This window comes from Georgenia soli, assembly GCF_002563695.1.
Lineage (GTDB): Bacteria > Actinomycetota > Actinomycetes > Actinomycetales > Actinomycetaceae > Georgenia > Georgenia soli.
The window spans coordinates 2,541,368-2,558,337 of record NZ_PDJI01000004.1; the positions used below are offsets into that span (position 1 = coordinate 2,541,368).

18 protein-coding genes are annotated in these 16,970 nt (G+C 73.2%); 5 read left to right on the forward strand and 13 right to left on the reverse strand.

The window, feature by feature from the left end:
- Positions 1–43 precede the first annotated feature (43 nt).
- From ATJ97_RS12825 to ATJ97_RS12840, 4 genes are all read right to left on the reverse strand, one after another.
- Positions 44–565 (reverse strand): SRPBCC family protein, encoded by a 522-nt coding sequence (locus ATJ97_RS12825; protein ID WP_098484079.1) that lies wholly within the window; start codon positions 563–565, stop codon positions 44–46.
- Positions 562–876, reverse strand: a complete 315-nt coding sequence (locus ATJ97_RS12830; protein WP_098484080.1) for a putative quinol monooxygenase — start codon at positions 874–876, stop codon at positions 562–564. The genes ATJ97_RS12825 and ATJ97_RS12830 overlap by 4 nt, the downstream gene beginning before the upstream one ends.
- Before the next feature lie 54 nt (positions 877–930).
- Complete coding sequence (locus ATJ97_RS12835; protein WP_098484081.1) at positions 931–1,398, reverse strand: TspO/MBR family protein; 468 nt, start codon at positions 1,396–1,398, stop codon at positions 931–933.
- 181 nt (positions 1,399–1,579) lie between these two features.
- The gene (locus ATJ97_RS12840; RefSeq protein WP_098484082.1) at positions 1,580–2,038 is read right to left on the reverse strand and encodes a YflT domain-containing protein; all 459 of its coding nucleotides are present in this window, start codon (positions 2,036–2,038) and stop codon (positions 1,580–1,582) included.
- A 122-nt stretch (positions 2,039–2,160) separates the two neighbouring features.
- On the opposite strand from ATJ97_RS12840, the gene ATJ97_RS12845 reads away from it, so the two are divergent.
- Complete coding sequence (locus ATJ97_RS12845) at positions 2,161–2,475, forward strand: GNAT family N-acetyltransferase (protein WP_098484083.1); 315 nt, start codon at positions 2,161–2,163, stop codon at positions 2,473–2,475.
- A gap of 22 nt (positions 2,476–2,497) precedes the next feature.
- Here the strand turns inward: ATJ97_RS12845 and ATJ97_RS12850 are convergent, their stop codons facing one another.
- Positions 2,498–3,934, reverse strand: coding sequence for a lipase maturation factor family protein (locus ATJ97_RS12850; protein ID WP_098484084.1), 1,437 nt, complete (start codon positions 3,932–3,934; stop codon positions 2,498–2,500).
- 167 nt (positions 3,935–4,101) lie between these two features.
- Here ATJ97_RS12850 and ATJ97_RS12855 point away from each other — a divergent pair, with 167 nt between their 5' ends.
- Positions 4,102–4,341 (forward strand): heavy-metal-associated domain-containing protein, encoded by a 240-nt coding sequence (locus tag ATJ97_RS12855; RefSeq protein ID WP_098484085.1) that lies wholly within the window; start codon positions 4,102–4,104, stop codon positions 4,339–4,341.
- A gap of 88 nt (positions 4,342–4,429) precedes the next feature.
- Here the strand turns inward: ATJ97_RS12855 and ATJ97_RS12860 are convergent, their stop codons facing one another.
- Both ATJ97_RS12860 and ATJ97_RS12865 read right to left on the reverse strand, forming a co-directional pair.
- Positions 4,430–4,774: a cupin domain-containing protein gene (locus tag ATJ97_RS12860; protein WP_098484086.1), complete on the reverse strand. Its 345-nt coding sequence runs from the start codon at positions 4,772–4,774 to the stop codon at positions 4,430–4,432.
- Positions 4,775–4,851: 77 nt separating this feature from the next.
- A complete protein-coding gene (locus ATJ97_RS12865) occupies positions 4,852–5,523 on the reverse strand; it encodes a cytidylate kinase-like family protein (protein WP_098484087.1) in 672 nt (223 codons plus the stop codon).
- Positions 5,524–5,673: 150 nt separating this feature from the next.
- Here ATJ97_RS12865 and ATJ97_RS12870 point away from each other — a divergent pair, with 150 nt between their 5' ends.
- The 3 genes from ATJ97_RS12870 to ATJ97_RS12880 all read left to right on the forward strand — a co-directional run bounded on the left by ATJ97_RS12870 (position 5,674) and on the right by ATJ97_RS12880 (position 9,895).
- Positions 5,674–7,908: a glycoside hydrolase domain-containing protein gene (locus ATJ97_RS12870; RefSeq protein ID WP_098484088.1), complete on the forward strand. Its 2,235-nt coding sequence runs from the start codon at positions 5,674–5,676 to the stop codon at positions 7,906–7,908.
- 71 nt (positions 7,909–7,979) lie between these two features.
- Entirely contained in the window at positions 7,980–9,272 is a 1,293-nt protein-coding gene (locus tag ATJ97_RS12875; protein WP_098484089.1) for a glycosyltransferase, read from the forward strand.
- A gap of 71 nt (positions 9,273–9,343) precedes the next feature.
- A complete protein-coding gene (locus ATJ97_RS12880) occupies positions 9,344–9,895 on the forward strand; it encodes a hypothetical protein (RefSeq protein ID WP_143427021.1) in 552 nt (183 codons plus the stop codon).
- Here ATJ97_RS12880 and ATJ97_RS12885 read toward each other — a convergent pair.
- The 6 genes from ATJ97_RS12885 to ATJ97_RS12910 all read right to left on the reverse strand — a co-directional run bounded on the left by ATJ97_RS12885 (position 9,885) and on the right by ATJ97_RS12910 (position 16,934).
- Positions 9,885–10,409, reverse strand: coding sequence for a 2'-5' RNA ligase family protein (locus ATJ97_RS12885; RefSeq protein WP_098485449.1), 525 nt, complete (start codon positions 10,407–10,409; stop codon positions 9,885–9,887). The two genes, ATJ97_RS12880 and ATJ97_RS12885, sit on opposite strands and share 11 nt — an antisense overlap.
- A 14-nt stretch (positions 10,410–10,423) precedes the next feature.
- Complete coding sequence (locus ATJ97_RS12890) at positions 10,424–11,749, reverse strand: DUF4921 family protein (RefSeq protein ID WP_098484091.1); 1,326 nt, start codon at positions 11,747–11,749, stop codon at positions 10,424–10,426.
- Positions 11,750–11,808: 59 nt separating this feature from the next.
- Positions 11,809–12,651: an IclR family transcriptional regulator gene (locus tag ATJ97_RS12895; protein WP_245862483.1), complete on the reverse strand. Its 843-nt coding sequence runs from the start codon at positions 12,649–12,651 to the stop codon at positions 11,809–11,811.
- 38 nt (positions 12,652–12,689) lie between these two features.
- Positions 12,690–13,589, reverse strand: a complete 900-nt coding sequence (locus tag ATJ97_RS12900) for a creatininase (protein WP_098484092.1) — start codon at positions 13,587–13,589, stop codon at positions 12,690–12,692.
- A gap of 45 nt (positions 13,590–13,634) precedes the next feature.
- Entirely contained in the window at positions 13,635–15,425 is a 1,791-nt protein-coding gene (locus ATJ97_RS12905) for a BCCT family transporter (RefSeq protein WP_342746901.1), read from the reverse strand.
- 255 nt (positions 15,426–15,680) lie between these two features.
- On the reverse strand, positions 15,681–16,934 hold the full coding sequence (locus tag ATJ97_RS12910) for a M24 family metallopeptidase (protein WP_098484094.1): 1,254 nt from the start codon (positions 16,932–16,934) through the stop codon (positions 15,681–15,683).
- Positions 16,935–16,970 lie beyond the last annotated feature (36 nt).

Here is a 16,970-nt window from a genome sequence, read left to right on the forward strand (position 1 = left end):
GCGCAGCGTATGCCCGGGCACCGACCTCCGACTGCGCCGGGCCTCAGGCCTCGCGGGCCTCGGATCCCGCGCCGCCGTCGAGCCCCGCGTAGTAGGAGGACTGGGCGGGGTAGTAGTCCGCGAACTGCACGGGCGAGCGGCCCGCCAGCGCGGCGAGCAGGTTGTCGAGGTAGTACTCCCAGCCGGGCCCGACCTCGGCGAGCGCGGCGCCGTCGTCGAGGTGGTGGAGGAGCGTCACGGTGCTGCCTCCGCCGGCCTCGGCGACGATGACCTCGAGCTGCCAGCCGCCGACCTCCTCGCCCAGCTCGACCGCCAGGTGCCGCGGCGGCTCGCACGCGAGGATGGTGACGTCGGACTCGAAGCCGCCCTCCTCGAACGTCATGGCGAACCGGACCGTGCGGCCGACGCCCGGCGCGCCCGACCACCTGCCGATCCAGCGAGCCGTCTTGTCCGGCTCGGTCAGCCACGCCCAGACCTCCTCCACGGGTACGTCGAGGGTGCGGGCGAGCTCGAGGTCACGGCCGTCGGCGGTCGCGCTCAGCGAACCGGTGGGGGTCGGGCTCATGCGTGCTCCTCCGGAAGTCCCTTGCCCCCGACGACGTCCAGCTCCGCCACGTCCGACATGCCGGCGATCAGCGGCATCGCCGCGGCGATCGTCTCCCGCACCTCGGGGGGCTCCAGAGAGGCGTCGTGAGCCGCCTTGTCGGTCCAGGCCTCCCACACCCAGACGGCGTCCGGCTCCTGCGACGTGCCGACCACGTAGTGGAGGCAGCCGGGGTCGCGGTGCATGGCCTCGGCCGCCCGGCGCAGCACGGCCACGAGCTCGTCGCGGCCACCGGGCTGCGCGGTGAACCTGCCGAGGCGGCCGTACGTCATGAGGTCACCGTACGGAGGTCGCCGCGCCCGCGGAGCGGGTTTCGGCCGGGACCGTCAGTTGCGGCGGGCGATGGCCGTGGACAGGACGGTCGCGAAGGCGCACCACGCGGCGTAGGGGGCCAGGGCGGCCCCGGCACGCGGGCGGACGCGGGCCGTCCGGCGCACGAGGTCCGCCGAGCTCGCGGTGAGCACGAGGCACTCCGCCGCCGCGAGCCAGGGCCGCCGGGAGCGGAAGAAGAGCCAGCTCCAGCCGGCGTTGAGGGCCAGGTTCGTGCCGAGGGCCACGCGGTACGCCCGGTGGTCGGCCGGCGTGGGCGCCTCGTCGCTGAGCACCGCGGCCGAGGCCGCGGCGATGTCGGCGTACAACGCCGTCCAGACCACGGGGAAGGCGACGGGCGGCGGCTGCCACGACGGCTTGTCGAGGTCGCGGTACCACCGGTCGTCCGGGTCGGTCGCGAGGGAGCCGGCCACCGCCGTCGCCACGACAGCGGCCGCGGTGGCGGCGAGCGTTCTCGGTCTCATGGCCTCTCCCGCTCCTGCCGGCCCAGGGCGGCGAGCCAGAGGTCGGCCACCCTCCGGCGATCTCCGGCGTCGATCACCAGGCACGCGATGCTCGCCCTCATGCCACGAGCATGCCGTGGCGCCGCGGGGGTCGCGAGCGGACCGGCGAGGCGGGGGGACGCCGCGCGGGGCCCCGGTCGGCTCAGAGGCCGGCGACCTGCCGGGCGCGTCCCAGCTCGGTGGCGCTGACCTGGACCTCGTAGCGGTCGGCCTCCAGGCCCTTGACGGAGGCGAAGTCACGCTCGCCGCGGGTGCTCCAGTGCGCGAGGAAGCCGAAGATGGCCCCCCAGACGGCACCGAGCACGACGGCGGTGAGGAGGACGGCGAGCCAGGCGGCGCCGGGCAGGAAGAGGCCGAGCAGCAGTCCGAGCAGCAGGCCGAACCAGGCGCCGCTGCCCGCGCCGCGCAGCGCGGCGGCGCCGTTGGTGACGCGCCTGGTGACCTGCTCGACCGTGTGCAGGCCGGACCCGACGATGCGGACCTCGCCGACGGGGAAGCCGTTGTCGGACAGGTGGTCGACGAGGCTCTGCGCCTCGCGGTACGTGCCGAGCTCGACCAGCGTGCGGTAGTCGGCGGTAGGACGTGCGGTGGACACAGTCATGCAGTGCCTCCTTGGCGATTGGTTGGGTCATACCAACCGTAGGACGGCGGCCATGGCCTCGCCACCGGGAGGGGCCGGGCCCGTTCCGGAATGGGGCGGCCCGGTCCGTTGTTGGGCCCGTCATGGAGACCACAGTTCGCGCGGCCGAGAACCGGTTCGAGATCCTCGTCGACGACGCGGTCGTCGGCGTGGCCGAGTACCTCGACGACGGGGACCGGCGCATCTTCGACCACACGAGGGTCGACGACGCGATGTCCGGCAGGGGCCTGGCGGGCCGGCTCGTCGGGCACGCCCTGGACGAGACCCGGAAGGAGGGTCGGCGCGTCGTGCCGGTCTGCACCTACGTGGCCGCCTACGTCGAGCGTCATGAGGAGTACGCCGACCTCGTGGAGCCGGCCTCCGACGACGACGGCGACCTCGTCGCAGCGAGGTCCTGACCTCACCGCTCGGCCCGGCTCCTCAGCCCAGCCGGCGCATCGACGCCAGGTCCTGGGGAGCGACGAGCAGGCCCTCCTCCTGGCGTGCCCACCACCGGTGCTTACGGCGCAGCTCGTCGAGGGTGGAGTACCGGTACCGGAACACGCGTGCCCGGACGTAGCGCGGACGGCGCCCCTCGAAGGGGTCGTGGGCGAGCAGGCGCAGGGTGGGGCCGTCGGCCTCCAGCAGGCGGCGCAGCAGCATCGTGAACCACCGGTGCTGCGAGGGGGAGCCGAGCGCCAGGAACCACATGCCCCAGTCCAGCCGCAGGTGGTACGGCGCGTACTGGCGCGGCCACCGGTCGACGCTGCCGGGCTTGCCCCTGAACTCGTACTCGTGCCAGTCGGTGGTGAACGGGTCGTCGTCCTCCGTGCCCTCGACCACCACCTCCGAGCGGCGCCGCGTGATGGAACCGAAGGCGCCGTAGGCGCCGACGAGGTGCCACCGGTTGAACGAGGCGTTCATCGCCTGGCGCTTCGAGACCAGGTTCCTCGCGGGCCACCAGCTCAGCACCACCAGGAACGCACCGACCGCCAGTACGACGACCACGAACCACACCGGCGTCGGGGCGTGCGCGGCGTCGCCGCGCGGCAGGACCCGGCCGAGCACGTCGTCGGACACCGCGGAGAACGCCAGGACCATGGTGAGCCAGTTCAGCCACGCGAAGTTGCCGGACAGCACCAGCCACCCCTGCGTCACGACGACGACCGCGGCCGCGAAGGTGGCCACCGGCTGGGGCGCGAAGAGCAGCCACGGCACGATCAGCTGGGTGACGTGGTTGGCCGCCACCTCGACCTTGTGCAGCGGGCGGGGGAGGTGGTGGAAGAACCAGCTGAGCGGCCCGGGCATCGGCTGGGTCTCGTGGTGGTAGTACAGCGCCGTCAGGTCCCGCCACACGACGTCGCCGCGCATCTTGATCATCCCGGCGCCGAACTCCACGCGGAACACCAGCCAGCGGAACAGGAAGATCACCACGACCGGCGGCGCCACCTCGTCCGAGCCGAGGAACGCGGCGAGGAAGCCGGCCTCCAGCAGCAGGGACTCCCACCCGAAGCCGTAGAAGACCTGCCCGACGTTGACGATCGAGAGGTACAGCCCGTACATCGCGAGGAACACCAGCATCGGCACCCAGGGCGGACCGGACTGCGGCAGCCCGACGACGACGCTCAGCGCCAGCACCACGCCCGCCCAGGCGACCGCGAGCAGCAGCCGGTCCGAGTAGCGACGGCGGAACAAGGTCGGTCCGGCCCGCCCGCCGGCCAGCTCGAGGAAGCGGGGGACCGGCAGGAGGCCGTGCTCACCGAGCAGCGGCCGGAACTGACGCAGCACCACGACGAACGCGACGAGGTAGAGCAACGCGATGCCGCGCTGCAGCACGAACCGGGCGGCGTCGTAGTCCCCGGCACCGAACCACTCCACTGCGAGTCCCTCCCTCGCCGACATTGCACACCCGGTCCCGCCGGGCCGCAGCCGGAGCCGGTTGCGGTTGATTGACGCGCGTCATGGTTCCGAACGGTTCGCGTACCTAGCGTGACAACCAGCAGCCCGGGACCCGCCCGCGGCTGAGGAACAGAAAGGTCGGGGCCATGAGCACCGAGACACCCGCCACCACCCGCACCGTCCTGCGCGCCGAGGGGTTCTCCTGCCCCTCGTGCGTCGCCAAGATCGAGAAGCAGGTCGGCCGGCTCGACGGCGTCACGGACGTGAAGGTCCACTTCGCCAGCGGACGCGTGGAGGTCGGCCACGACGCCACGAGGGCCAGCGTCGACGACCTCGTCGAGGCGGTCGGCAAGGCGGGCTACGTGGCTCGCCCGTCGGCCTTCTGACAGGGAACCGCGCGCCCTTCCCAGGGGCACCACAGGCGCCGCGGACCGGGCTCCACGCCCGGGCCGCGGCGCCTCCCGCGTGACGGAGCTACCGTCCCCGCTGCGGCTCGGCCGTCTGCCCGACGCTGGTCACCGTGGTCAGCAGGAACACCGAGTCCTCGAGGGCGCGGACGGCGTGCCGCTCGTGCGTCAGGACGGCCAGCTGACCGGCGGCGAGCTCGACGGTGTCGCCGGTGACCTGCACCCGGCCGAGGAGCACCTGGAGGCTGGCGGCGTCGGGCGAGTTGTGCTCGGCCAGCTCGGTGCCCGCCGCGAGCGCGATGATCGTCTGGCGCAGCGGGCCGTCGTGCACGAGCAGCTCCGGGCTGCGACCGCGCTCGTCGGCCTTCGCGGCGGCGAGGTGAGCAGCGGCGAGCTGGGACAGGTCGGCCACGGGTCCTCCTAGGCAGGGTCTCGGACGTCACCACTATGCCGCCGGACGGCGGGTCCTGCAGCCCGCGACGGAGCACCTCAGCCGCCCGCGGGAGGCGGCGCGGCCGACGGCATGGCCGGCCCCTCCGCCAGGCCGGCACGGACGCGCGCGGCGTGGACGATGATCGCGACGCACTCGTCGAGGGACAGCGACCCGGTGTTCATGACCAGGTCGTACCGGTCCGGCCTGCGCGGGTCCCACCCGTAGAGGTCGAGGGACATCTGACCGCGGACCTCGTCCTCGCGCCTCTGCCTCCTGGCGGCGCGCTCGGGGCCGATGCCGGTCTCCCGGGCGGCGCGTGCGATCCGCTTCTCCACCGGGCCGTCGAGGAGCACGTGCAGGCTGGCGGGGCGCCCGGCGAGGATGAAGGCGCCGTTGCGGCCCATGATCACCCCGCCCTGCTCCGCCTCCTCCTGGACGATGCGCGTGTTCTCCATGACGAGCTCGTAGCGGTCGCGCTGAGCGACCGGGACGGCGCCCCCCTCGGGGCCGGCGTAGCCGTGGCCCATCGCGCTGAACACGCGGGAGAGCAGACCTTCCTTCTCCCGCCGCGCCTCCTCGGCCTCCAGATCCTCGGAGCTGAACGCCTGGCGGTGGAACGGCAGGCCGAGCGCCTCGGCCACCCGGGGGCCGACGTAGCTCGCGCCGGCGCCGTAGGTCTCGAAGAGGGTGACCACCGGCCTGGTGGCGCCCTGCTCGCTGCTCGACATCGCTGCCTCCGCCCGTAGCCGCTCCCACCACTGTATGGGCCGTGGACCGTGTCGGCCGGGCGCCGCGCATCCGCACGCTCTACGGTCCGGTCATGCGAATCGTCGTCGCGCGCGCCCGGCCGGCCGCCGGGGCGGGGGAGGGGGCCGGGCGTGCTCGAGCGCGTTGACCCGTTCATCGGCACCGAGGTCACGGACCTGCCGCCACCGTCCGGCCTCGCCGCCACGTGGTGGTGGCCGAAGCCGCAGATCGGCAACACCCATCCGGGCGCCGCCTACCCGCTCGGCATGGTGTCCGCGTGCGCGTACTCCGGCGCGTACCCCACCGGCTACGGCCGCTACGAGCTGAGCACCGAGGGCGTCCCCGGCACGATGCACGAGCGCCAGGTGGCCTCGGGGTTCACGCACTTCCAGCAGTCCGGCACGGGCGCGATCCGCAAGTACTACAACTACTTCCGCGTCACGCCGATGCTGGAGCCGCTCGACGCCCTCGGCACGCTGTGGGAGATCGTCGAGGAGGAGGCGGAGCCTGGCTGGTACGCCGCAACCCTCGCGTCGGGCATCCGGTGCGAGGTGACCGTCGGGCCTCGGAGCGCCGTCCACCGCTACACGTTCCCCGCCCACCGCAACGCTCGGCTGGTCGTGGACCTCTCCCTCGGCGGGCTGGCCATCCCGTACGGGGCGACGATCCCGCTGCGGGCCCACCTGCAGACCCTGGCACCGGGCGTCGCGCAGGGCGAGATCGTCATGGAGGGCGCCCCGCTCGCCGTCCACGCGGAGTGCGACGCCGAGCAGTGGCGGCAGATGCTCTGGTACGACAGGCGGCTCATGCCGGGCGGCACGCGCCTCGACTTCGACTCCATCCGACCCACGACGCTGCGCCCGTTCGGCCTCATGTGGGCCGGCCCCGCGGAGCCCGGCCAGGTGGTCGAGCTGCGCCTCGGGTTCTCCCTGCGGGGCGAGGAGCAGGCCCGCGAGAACCTCTACCGCGACTGCGGCCCCGGGCCGAGCAGCTTCGGCCACCGGCGGGCGGCCACCGCCGAGGTCTGGCGCGAGCACCTCGGCAGGATCACCGTGGACACCCCCTCGGCCGAGCGGGAGACGATCTTCTCGACGGCGCTCTACCACTCCCTCCTCAAGCCCTGCCTGGCCCGGGGCGAGAGCCCGTTCTGGCCCACCGACGGCCCGTTCGCGTTCGACATCAGCACGATGTGGGACATCTACCGGACCCAGCTGCCGCTGCTGACCACGCTCGTGCCCGAGCGGGCGGTCGAGCTCGCCGAGGCGCTCATCCACATCTGCGAGGAGGAGGGCAACCTGCCCATCGGGTACCGCATGTCCCGCGGCGCCGACCAGTTCTCCCGGCAGGGCTCCGCGCTCGCCCAGACGTTCCTCGCGGACCTGTGCCAGCTCGGCCTGCCCGGCATGGACTGGGAGTGGGCCCTCGTGCACATGCACAACGACCTGCGCCGCATGTACGGCGAGGACTTCCTCCTGCGCGGCGAGGCCCACCCGATCAGCCACACCCTCGACCTGGCCTTCGGGTACTGGTGCACCGCCAAGGTGGCCGAGCACGTGGGCGACCGTGCCCTGGTGGCGCAGTTCGCCCCGCTCGCCGCGCAGTGGCGCAACGCCTTCGACCCGTCGACCGGGCTGCTCAAGGACTCCACGTTCTACGAGGGCGGCCGGTGGAACTACTCCTTCCGCCTGCTGCACGACATGGCGGCGCGCATCGCGCTCGCGGGCGGGGACGAGGCGTTCGTCAGCCTGCTCGACCGGTTCTTCGGCTTCGGCGCCGAGCCGGTGACCCAGCCGGGGACCCGGCCCTCCGCCGCGGAGATGGCGCGCGGGTACGGGCTCGACCGGTTCGAGGGGCTGAACAACGAGCCCGACATGGAGGCACCCTGGGCCTACCAGTACGCGGGCCGCCCGGACCGGACCGCCGAGGTGGTGCACGCGGCCCTGCAGCACCAGTTCGGCACCGGCCGCGGCGGGCTGCCCGGCAACGACGACTCCGGCGCCCTGAGCTCCTGGTACGTCTGGGCCTCCCTGGGCCTGTTCCCCGTGGCGGGGCAGAACCTGTTCCTGGTCAACGCGCCGGCGTTCCGGCACGCGAGGATCGACGTCCCCGGCGGTTGCCTGGAGATCGCCACCTCCGGGTTCGTCGAGCCGGAGCCGGGCGGGCCGGCGCAGTACGTCCGCTCGGCGACGCTCGACGGCGCGCCGCTGGAACGGACGTGGTTGACGGGTAACGAGGTCCATGCGGGTGGCACACTTCTCCTCGAGCTCGCGGCCACGCCGTCGGACTGGGGCACGGCCGTGGCCCACCGGCCGCCGTCGTTCAACGGGCCCACCCCATCTTCCGCCGAGATGTCATCTTCTCCCTGAGACGTCATGCCCATGACCTCTCAGCGAGGAGTTGACGTCTCACACCTCACCGCAGTGGAGGTAGCACTGTCATGACCACCCCTGAGCGCCGTCTGGTGATCGTCGTCCGGGCGGACCCGGTGATCTGCGGCCACTCCGGCGAGGCGCGCAACCTCGCCGAGGCGGCCCTGACCCGCGGGTTCGACGAGGTCCGCATCGTCACCTGGCCGATCGAGCGCCTCCAGGCCACCGGCCTGCCCCTCAAGCCGCTGGACCACGTGCTGCCCTACAGCGAGGGCATCGTCGTGGAGCGGCCGGGCCCGGTGGGGGACTACAAGGTCCCGGACGGCCGCTACCTCGCCGGGATCACCGGGCGGCTGGTCGAGCTGTTCACAGACGGCGTGCCGACCGTGTGCATGTCGCTGTACCTCAGCCCGCACACCGTGGCCGTCGCGGACGCCGTCCGCGTCGCCCGCAGCACCGGCCTGCCCGTCAGCGTCACCACCATCGCCGAGGCCGTCGGCTCGGACGTGACGAACGTGGTGCGCTCCTGCGTGGACGAGGGCCGCTTCGGCGCCGCGGCGCACGTGCTGTCCAGCTACCTCTCCGCGGACGTGTGCGTGGCCGTCTCGGAGTACACCCGCGAGCTCATCGTCACCGAGGCCGCGGCGATCGACGCCCGCCACGGCACCACCTTCGCCGACCAGTGCCGCGAGCGGGTCGCCATCTCCTACCCGGCCATCGACACCTCCGCCTACCTCGACCTCGACCCCGCCGAGACCGACCGGGCGCTGGCCGCCCGCGGGCTCGAGCGCGACGGGTACGTGCTGTTCCTCTCACGCCTGAGCCCCGCGAAGGGCGTCGACGACCTCATCGAGGGCTTCGCCGCCAGCACGGTGCACGAGCACGTCCGGCTCGTCGTCGCCGGCGACGGGCCGGCCGCGGCGAGCCTGCGCGCGCAGGCGGCCGCCTCCCCCGTCGCGGACCGGATCCTGTTCCTCGACGACGTCGACGACGCCGAGAAGCCCCACCTCATGGCGGGCAGCGCCGCCTACGCGCTGCCCAGCAAGCCGCTGCCGGAGTTCGTCGAGACCTTCGGCATCGCCCTGGTGGAGAAGATGCTCGCCGGCGGGGGGCCGGTGATCACCACCGACACCGGCGGGATCGGCGAGGCCGTGGGCGACTGCGCGATCGTCGTCCCGGTCGAGGACCCGGCCGCGATCGCCGCCGCCCTGGACCGTGCCGTCGGGATGCCCGCCGAGGAGCGCCGCGCCTGGGAGGAGCGGGCGAGGGCGCACGGCCTGCAGTTCGACCGGGCCAACGTCTTCGACCGGCTCTTCGCCCGTCTCGACGACCTGCCGGAGCTGGTCCGGGCCCGCGCCTGACGGCGGCACCGAAAGCCCGCGGCTCCGCCGTCGTCCCGGTAGAAAGGGAGGACGACGGCGGAGGTGCGGCGATGAGGCAGCAACGGTCCCCGAAGGTGGCGGTTCCCCAGGCCGGCGCGGCTCCGGCACCGCCCGGACCTGGCACGGCGTCAGCACCGCCGGTCCCCTCCCTGCCGCCGGACCCCTCCCCGCCGTGGGCGCGTGGCGTCGCCCGCGTCGCCGGCGCCATGATGGTCGGTGGCGCGGGTCTCAACACGTACATGGTGATCGCCCGGCCCGCCTCCTACGCCGGGATGGGCGCCTGGTTCCAGGGGGTCTCCCCCTGGAACCTCGGGCCCCTCCCGGACCTGTGGACCGCCACCTTCGGTCGGCACCCGCGCGTGTGGGTGCCGCTGGTCGGCATCGGGTTCGAGGCGACGATCGGGGCGCTCGCGCTCTCCCGGGACCCGCGCCGGCGCGTGGCCGGGCTCGGCGGGATCGCGGCCTTCCACACCGGGCTGCTGGGGATGGGCCTGTGGTCGTGGGCGCTGCCCTGGCTCGGCGTGCTGGTGCCGGCCGCCGTGGTCACCGCGCGGTCCGGGGCGGCGCCGAGCGGCGACGGCACGGTGCGCGTCACGGGATGACCGGCAGGGGCCACCGCCGGCCGGTGGAGCTGTCCACGAGCGCGGCGCGGCTGACGGGCAGCCGCATCGGCAGCACCGTGTAGGCCAGGGCGGCGACGGCCGGCAGGTCCCCGAGCCGTGCCCGGGTCGCGAGGCTGACGTGCGGCACCCAGGTGCCCGGGCGGTAGTTGCGGTGCAGGTCGGCGCCCGTGCCGACCGCCGCCTCGACCACCCGTTCCTGCCGGCCGGCGAGCTCGGACGTCACGGCGGGCACCAGGGAGGCGCGGCCCCGCCGGAACAGGCCGAGGGCGTCGGCGTGCAGCACGAGGGGACCCGCGTCCGGGAGCGCGGCGACGGCGCCCAGCACGGCCTCCACCTCGTAGGTCCGCAGCACGGCGTAGGACAGGTGCGGCACGTGGTTGCGGTGCGTGTGGCTCAGCAGGGTCGGCACGCCGGCGTCCTCGAGGCGGGTCCACAGGGCCCGCAGCGCGCGGTCCGCGGCGGCGTCGAGGAGGAGGCAGACGGCGAGGGCCACGGCGGCCTCCCGGCTCAGCCCGCGTCCCGGTAGCGCAGCGACCCGGGGCGTCCCGCGCACTCGTCGCCGACCGGCACGGGAGCGATGCCGCCGGCCTCCCGCAGCTCGGCCAGCCGCCGGACCACCCGGGTGCGCAGGTCGTCGGGCGAGATCGTGTTGAGGTTGATCTTCGTCCCGCCCTCGAACCCGGCCAGCGTCGAGACCCGCCACTTGAGCATCGCCCGCAGCGGCATGGGCCGCAGGGCGTCCGGGGGCCGGTGGTGCCACTCCTCGTTGGTCGGCACCCCGGCGCCCGTGGCGGCGTGGCAGGCGTGGAGGAGGTCGGAGAAGTCCCGCAGCTCCGCCGTCGTCAGCTCCCACGGCACGGCGGCGGCGGACTTCGACCACACCTCCAGCGTGGGGTAGCGGTGGCCGACGCCCGAGAGCGCGACCGCGTGGTCGTTCTCCGCCACGAGCAGGCCCTCGGTCAGCGCCACCTCGAGGACCGCCGCGTTGTACAGGTCCGGCCGCGTGCGCAGCAGGTCCAGCTCGTGGTCGACCTGGCGCCCGCGCTCGTCGATGGCGACGAGCTGCTTGTGCAGGTGGTCGAAGGACGCCCCGGCCGGGCGCAGCCAGTTCTGGTAGACCGCCACGTACCGGGCGTGGCGGTTGGCCTCGTACAGGGACCGCATCGTCTCGACCGTGAACGCGAGGTAGTGGTGGTGCTCCTCGGGCGTGAGGGTCCCGGAGGAGGCCAGCTCGTCGTCGAACTCGGCGCCGTCCACGTGGTGGCGGCGGGCGACCACGAGATCGTGCCCGCCGGCGAAGAGGCCCTGCGCGCGGGCGAGCAGCTCCTCCTCCGTCATCGCGTCCCGCTCGGCCTCCGCCGTCCCGGCCGCCTCGAGCCGACGGCGCAGCACGCGGAGGACGTGGGTGCGCCCCGCGGGGGTGGCGACATACTCGCGCTCGTGATCGAGGGCCGACGCCGGGACCTGGTAGCCGTGGTTCGCGCGCCAGTAGTCGAGGGAGAGGATCTCGAAGAGGTTGGGGATGCGCCGGAACTCGGCCACCGTGGCGTCGAGCTCCTCGGCCGGCAGGTGGTGAAGTGTGCGCCACCCCTCGGGGGTGCGGACGAGCCGGGCCTTCTCGGGCGGGGTGTCGAGGTGGCGGCCGGGGCAGAAGGCGCAGGTGCGCGTCTCGCCGGCGGGGTCGAGGCGCTCGCGGGCGGCGGGGGCGGTGGAGATCGGGCGGTGACCGCGGCCCGGGACCGTCCACACCTCGGTGCCGGTGAGCGGGTTGACCTGCTTGACGGTCCCGTCGGCCAGGCGGTTCAGCGGGCGTGTCAGCGTGTGCCCGGGCATGCCCCCATCCTGGCCCGGCGGGCACGCGACGTCAGCGGATCCGCGGAGCGCCGGCCGGCTCAGGGGGAGACGGCGCCCAGGCGGGCGGACACGCGGGCGGCGGCCGCCACGCACGCCGCGCCGAGCTCCGCGACGCGGTCCGGCCCGACCCGGAAGAACGGGGCCGCGAGCAGGACGGCCGCGACGACGTCGCCGCGGTGGTCCCGCACCGGCGCCGCGATGCCGACCTCCTCCGGGGAGGTCTGGCCGAGGTTCACCGCGTAGCCGCGCTCACGGACCTGCGCCAGCTCCCCCACGTAGTCCTCCACCGCGGTGCTGCCGTCGGGGAGGGACGGGAGCCCCTGGCCGAGCAGCTGCCGCACCCGGTCGGCCGGCATCTCGGCGAGGAACACCTGGACGGAGGCGCTCAGCGCGGTGCCGTGCCGGGCACCCAGCGGGTTGGTGTGCTTGACCTGCATCGGGCTGGCCACCTGCTCGACGGTGACGGCCTCGGAGCCGCTCCACAGCATGAGGGCGGCGGTCTCCCGTGTTGTGGCGCTGAGGTCCTGGAGCGTGGGGAGGGAGACCTGCCGGACGTCCAGGTTCGCCAGCAGCGGCCCGGCCATCGCGAGCAGGCCGAGCCCGAGCCGGAACTTGCGGGACGCGGGGTCGCGCTCGACGACCTCCTGCTCCTCCAGGGTGGCGAGGATGCGGGAGACGCTCGACTTGTGCAGGCCGACCTTGGCGGCGATCTCGGTCACCCCCTGCAGCGGTTCGTCGACGGTGAAGCAGCGCAGCACCTCGATGACGTTGAGGATGACCGACGCCGCCCGGACGCGGCCGGACCCGTTCGGGCCGGCCGCGTCCGGACCCGAGAGGTCGTGGTCGCCGTCGTCTGTCACGTTCGGTGCCGTGGCCGCCACGGGGGTGCTCCTTCCGATGGGTGCGAGATGTCCGCCGGTCAGGCGTCGACCCGCACGAGCGGCTCCGCCGCGGCCCGCCCGGGGACGTCCCGGTCACCGTATCGACCGGCCTCCGGGCCCGCGACCGGCGGTTCCGCGTCCCGGCACGCGAGTCCCAGCTCCGCGGCGACGTCGCGGGCCAGGTCCGCGGTGACCTGCTCGAAGAGCAGCCGGCCCTTCGCGGCGTCGGACCCGGTCGGGGCGGAGAGGCACCCTGTCGCCGGGGTGCGGGACGGGACCACCGGGAGCCGGTCGAACCGCGGCAGGTCGGCGGGGGCGTGGTCGACGGCGCGCCCGAGGTCGACCAGCTCCGGCTCGAGGTGCAGCATCAGCGACGTCTCCAGCACCCCGCCGTGCTCGACGTCCCACCCGGGGAAGCCGTCCGGGTAGACGGATCGCAGGGTCTCCTGGGAGACGTAGTCCCAGTAGGACAGCAGCAGCACGCACGAGCCGTCGCCCGGCCGGAGCCCGAGGTCGCGCAGGGCGAGGTCGACGCCCTCGTAGAGGAACTGGTAGTTCTCGTAGTGGCCGTTGACGAGCACCACGTGCCGCGCCCCCTGGCCCAGCAGCGAGACCACCAGGTCGCGCGTGAGCCCGATGAGCGTGCTCGCGTCGAGGCTGGTGGTGCCGGCGAGGTGGTTGCCGCCGCCGGACTTCTGCTGGGACTTGTACCCGTAGGCCACCGGCTGGGCGACCAGGCCGCCGGTCGCCTCGGCGGCGGCGGTGGCGATCCGGCGGGACAGGATCGCGTCCGTCCCCATCGGCAGGTGGGGGCCGTGCTGCTCCAGCGCCCCCACCGGCACCCAGACCGTCGCCTGCCCCGACGCGAGCCAGTCGCGGTAGGTGTGGGCGTCGATCTCGGACATCTGGACCGTGCTGCGTCGCATGGAGGCGTCCATGCCTCTCCTCTCAGGTCGGCTGTGCCGCGGCGTGCGCCGTCGGGCCTAGCGCTCGGGGACGGACTCGGCCGGGACGGCCAGGCCCTGGGCGGCGGCGAGCTCGTCCTCGGGCCGGTGGTGCGGGTCGTTGACCTCCTTCTCCAGGGCCTTGACGGCCCTGTCCCTGCTCCGGAGCCGGCGGACCAGGTTGGCGATCATCAGGAGAATGACGAAGGAGAACGGGAACGCGCCGATGATCGTGCCGGTCTGGACGGTGTCGACGACGGCGGTGCCCCCGATGGACAGCAGCACCAGGGCGACCGCGGCGATGCTGGCGACGAGGACCACGCGGAACCACGGGCCGGACTTCTTCGGCGCGGAGACGAACTCGGCGAGCGCGTAGGTGCCCGAGTCGAGGCTCGTCACGTAGTAGGTGGCGACGAGGATCGTGGCCACCACCAGCAGGACGCCGCCGACGACGGGAACCATGTCGAGCGCCGCGAACAGGCCGCCCGAGGTGTCCTGGGCGACGGCTTCGGAGATCGACCGGCCGCTGGCGTCGTCGTAGTGCAGGGCGGCGGAGCCGATGACCCCCACCCAGACCATGACGATCAGCGACGGGACGATGGTGACGCCGATGATGAACTCCCGCAGCGTGCGGCCCCGGGAGATGCGTGCGATGAACCCGGCGACGAAGGGCGAGAAGGCGATGACCCAGCACCAGATGAAGACCGTCCACCAACCGCTCCAGCTGTCCTGCCAGCTGTCGAGCGGGGCCACCGCGCTCTCGGCCTCGGTCCAGAGGCTCATGGGGACGAACTGGTAGAAGAAGGTGCCGAAGGTCTGGGAGAGGTTCGACAGGATGTAGACGGTCGGCCCGAAGACGAACACCCCTGCCACGAGGACGATGCTGAGGATCGAGTTGGCCTCGCTGACCCGCTTCATGCCCTTGTTGACGCCCAGGAACGCGGAGATCGCGGTGAGGCCGCCGAGCACGGCGATCACGGCGATCCACACGCCGGGCCCGGCCTCGAGCCCGGTGAAGGAGGCGACCCCGGAGGTGAACTGCAGGGAGGCGAAGCCGAAGGAGGTGGCCAGCCCGAGGACGGTGGCGATGATGGCCAGCAGCTCCACGACGACGCCGGCCGGGCGCCGCGCCTTCGACGGCAGGATGTCGACGGTCGCCTCGCGGAAGGTGAGGGTCTTGCCGAGGTTGTGGTGGGAGTAGGCGAGGCAGACCGCGACGACGCAGTACATGGCCCAGGCCGTGAACCCCCAGTGGAAGTAGGTCCACACGATGCCGCCCTCGCCGGGGTTGGCGCCGGAGGGGATGACCGGGGCGCCGTCCCGCATCATGATGGGCTGCGCGACGGACCAGAAGATCAGGCCGATGCCCTGGCCGCAGGCGAAGAGCATGGAGTACCAGGCGAAGCGGCCGTGCTCCGGGGTGGCCTTCGGGCCGCCCAGCCGGACCGCGCCGACCTTGCTCACCGTGATCCAGACGCACACCACCACCGCGATCACGGAGTAGAGCACGAAGAACCACGAGAACCCCGACGTCACCCAGGTGCGCATCCGGTTGATGACGCCCGCGGCACCGTCCGGGTTCGCCGTGACCACCGCGATCGTGGCGACGATCAGCAGCGGGGGCAGCGCCTTGATGATCGCGCGGTCCAGCGGCGGCAGGATCTGGCCGCGGAAGCGCGGCAGCTCCACCATGCGGGGCCGTCGACGGGCCGACCTTCCCTTGCGCGCCGGAACCGGTGGCGCGGCGGGTTCCGGCGGCGCCGAGGGCTCGGCGGTCCTTGTGTCGGTGGTCAGAGCGCCGGTGGTCGGCGGTTCCTTGAAGGTGGTCATGCTGGCGTCCCTTCGGCTGGGCGGCGATGCCCGCGGGGAGAATAGGTCACGGTGCGGTGCCGTGGGGCGACCGTCCGGCTGTGGTGACGGGCGACGGGAGTCGCTCTGCGACGGCGGTCGGTGCCCTGTGCGGCGGTGCGAGGCGGCTGGCGTGGTGCTTGGCCGAGCCCTCGGTGTGGCCCGCTCCTGGTCGGCGGGTGCGGGCGGAGCGCCGGCCGGCGGTGTCGCGCGGCCGGCGCCCCGGGCTGCCTGCTCTCAGCAGGGGATGATGTTGTGCTCCGGGCCGAACGGGAACTTGGTGATGTTCTCCGCGCCCGACTCGTTCACGACGAGGATGTCGTGCTCGCGGTAGCCGCCCGCGCCGGGCTCGCCGTCGGCGACGGTGATCATCGGCTCCATGGAGACGACCATGCCGGGCTCGAGGACGGTGTCGATGTCCTCGCGCAGCTCCAGGCCGGCCTCGCGGCCGTAGTAGTGGGACAGGACGCCGAAGGAGTGGCCGTAGCCGAAGGTGCGGTTGGGCAGCAGGCCGTGCTCGACGTAGATCTCGTTGAGCTCGGCGGCGATGTCCTTGCACACGGCGCCGGGCCTGATGAGCTCGAGGCCGCGGCGGTGCACCTCGACGTTGACGTTCCACAGCTCCAGGGAGCGGGCGTCCGGCTCGCCGAGGAACAGCGTGCGCTCCAGGGCGGTGTAGTAGCCGGACGTCATCGGGAAGCAGTTGAGCGAGAGGATGTCGCCGCGCTGGAGCTTGCGGGTGGTGGCCCAGTTGTGGGCGCCGTCGGTGTTGATGCCGGACTGGAACCACACCCAGGTGTCGCGGACCTCGCGGTGGGGGAAGGTGCGCGCGATCTCGTGGACCATGGCCTCGGTGCCGATGAGGGCGACCTCGTACTCGGTGATGCCCTCGCGGATCGCGGCCCGGATGGCCTCGCCGCCCAGGTCGCCGATGCGGGCGCCGTGCTTGATGACCTCGATCTCCTCGGCGGACTTGATCATGCGCTGGCGCATGGCGTCCTGCGAGACGTCGACGAGCTCCGCGCCGTCGAAGGCGGCCTGGAGCCGCTGGCGGTTGATCAGGGGGAGGGAGTCGTCCTCGACGCCGAGGCGGCGGGCCTTCACGCCGCGCTGGCGCAGGGCCTCCTGCAGGCCGTGGTAGAAGTTGTCGCGCTTCCAGTCGGTGTAGACGATGTTCTCGCCGTAGCTCGTGCGCCAGGGCATGCCGGCGTCGATGTTGGCGGTGACGGTGACCGAGTCGTCGGCGGTGACGACCAGCGCGTAGGAGCGGCCGAAGTAGGTGAACAGGAAGTCCGAGTAGTACTTGATGCCGTGGTAGCTGGTCAGGATCACCGCGTCGAGGTCCTTGGCGGCCATGATCTGGCGCAGGCCGGACAGGCGGCGCTCGAACTCGGCGTCGGAGAAGGTCAGCGGCTGCTTGGTGCCGTTGTGCAGCACCTTCAGGCGCTCGAGCTCGGCGACCGAGGTGGGGGCGGCGGACGTTGCGGTCATGGTGGTGCTCCTTCGTTGCTTGTTGCTTGACGCTCG

What these genes read in the sequence shown, in the direction of transcription:
- ATJ97_RS12825 (WP_098484079.1), bottom strand. Translation starts at nt 565, where the DNA reads ATGAGCCCGACCCCCACCGGTTCGCTGAGCGCGACCGCCGACGGCCGT.
- ATJ97_RS12830 (WP_098484080.1), bottom strand. Translation starts at nt 876, where the DNA reads ATGACGTACGGCCGCCTCGGCAGGTTCACCGCGCAGCCCGGTGGCCGC.
- ATJ97_RS12835 (WP_098484081.1), bottom strand. Translation starts at nt 1,398, where the DNA reads ATGAGACCGAGAACGCTCGCCGCCACCGCGGCCGCTGTCGTGGCGACG.
- ATJ97_RS12840 (WP_098484082.1), bottom strand. Translation starts at nt 2,038, where the DNA reads ATGACTGTGTCCACCGCACGTCCTACCGCCGACTACCGCACGCTGGTC.
- ATJ97_RS12845 (WP_098484083.1), top strand. Translation starts at nt 2,161, where the DNA reads ATGGAGACCACAGTTCGCGCGGCCGAGAACCGGTTCGAGATCCTCGTC.
- ATJ97_RS12855 (WP_098484085.1), top strand. Translation starts at nt 4,102, where the DNA reads ATGAGCACCGAGACACCCGCCACCACCCGCACCGTCCTGCGCGCCGAG.
- ATJ97_RS12865 (WP_098484087.1), bottom strand. Translation starts at nt 5,523, where the DNA reads ATGTCGAGCAGCGAGCAGGGCGCCACCAGGCCGGTGGTCACCCTCTTC.
- ATJ97_RS12875 (WP_098484089.1), top strand. Translation starts at nt 7,980, where the DNA reads ATGACCACCCCTGAGCGCCGTCTGGTGATCGTCGTCCGGGCGGACCCG.
- ATJ97_RS12880 (WP_143427021.1), top strand. Translation starts at nt 9,344, where the DNA reads ATGAGGCAGCAACGGTCCCCGAAGGTGGCGGTTCCCCAGGCCGGCGCG.
- ATJ97_RS12890 (WP_098484091.1), bottom strand. Translation starts at nt 11,749, where the DNA reads ATGCCCGGGCACACGCTGACACGCCCGCTGAACCGCCTGGCCGACGGG.
- ATJ97_RS12900 (WP_098484092.1), bottom strand. Translation starts at nt 13,589, where the DNA reads ATGGACGCCTCCATGCGACGCAGCACGGTCCAGATGTCCGAGATCGAC.
- ATJ97_RS12905 (WP_342746901.1), bottom strand. Translation starts at nt 15,425, where the DNA reads ATGACCACCTTCAAGGAACCGCCGACCACCGGCGCTCTGACCACCGAC.
- ATJ97_RS12910 (WP_098484094.1), bottom strand. Translation starts at nt 16,934, where the DNA reads ATGACCGCAACGTCCGCCGCCCCCACCTCGGTCGCCGAGCTCGAGCGC.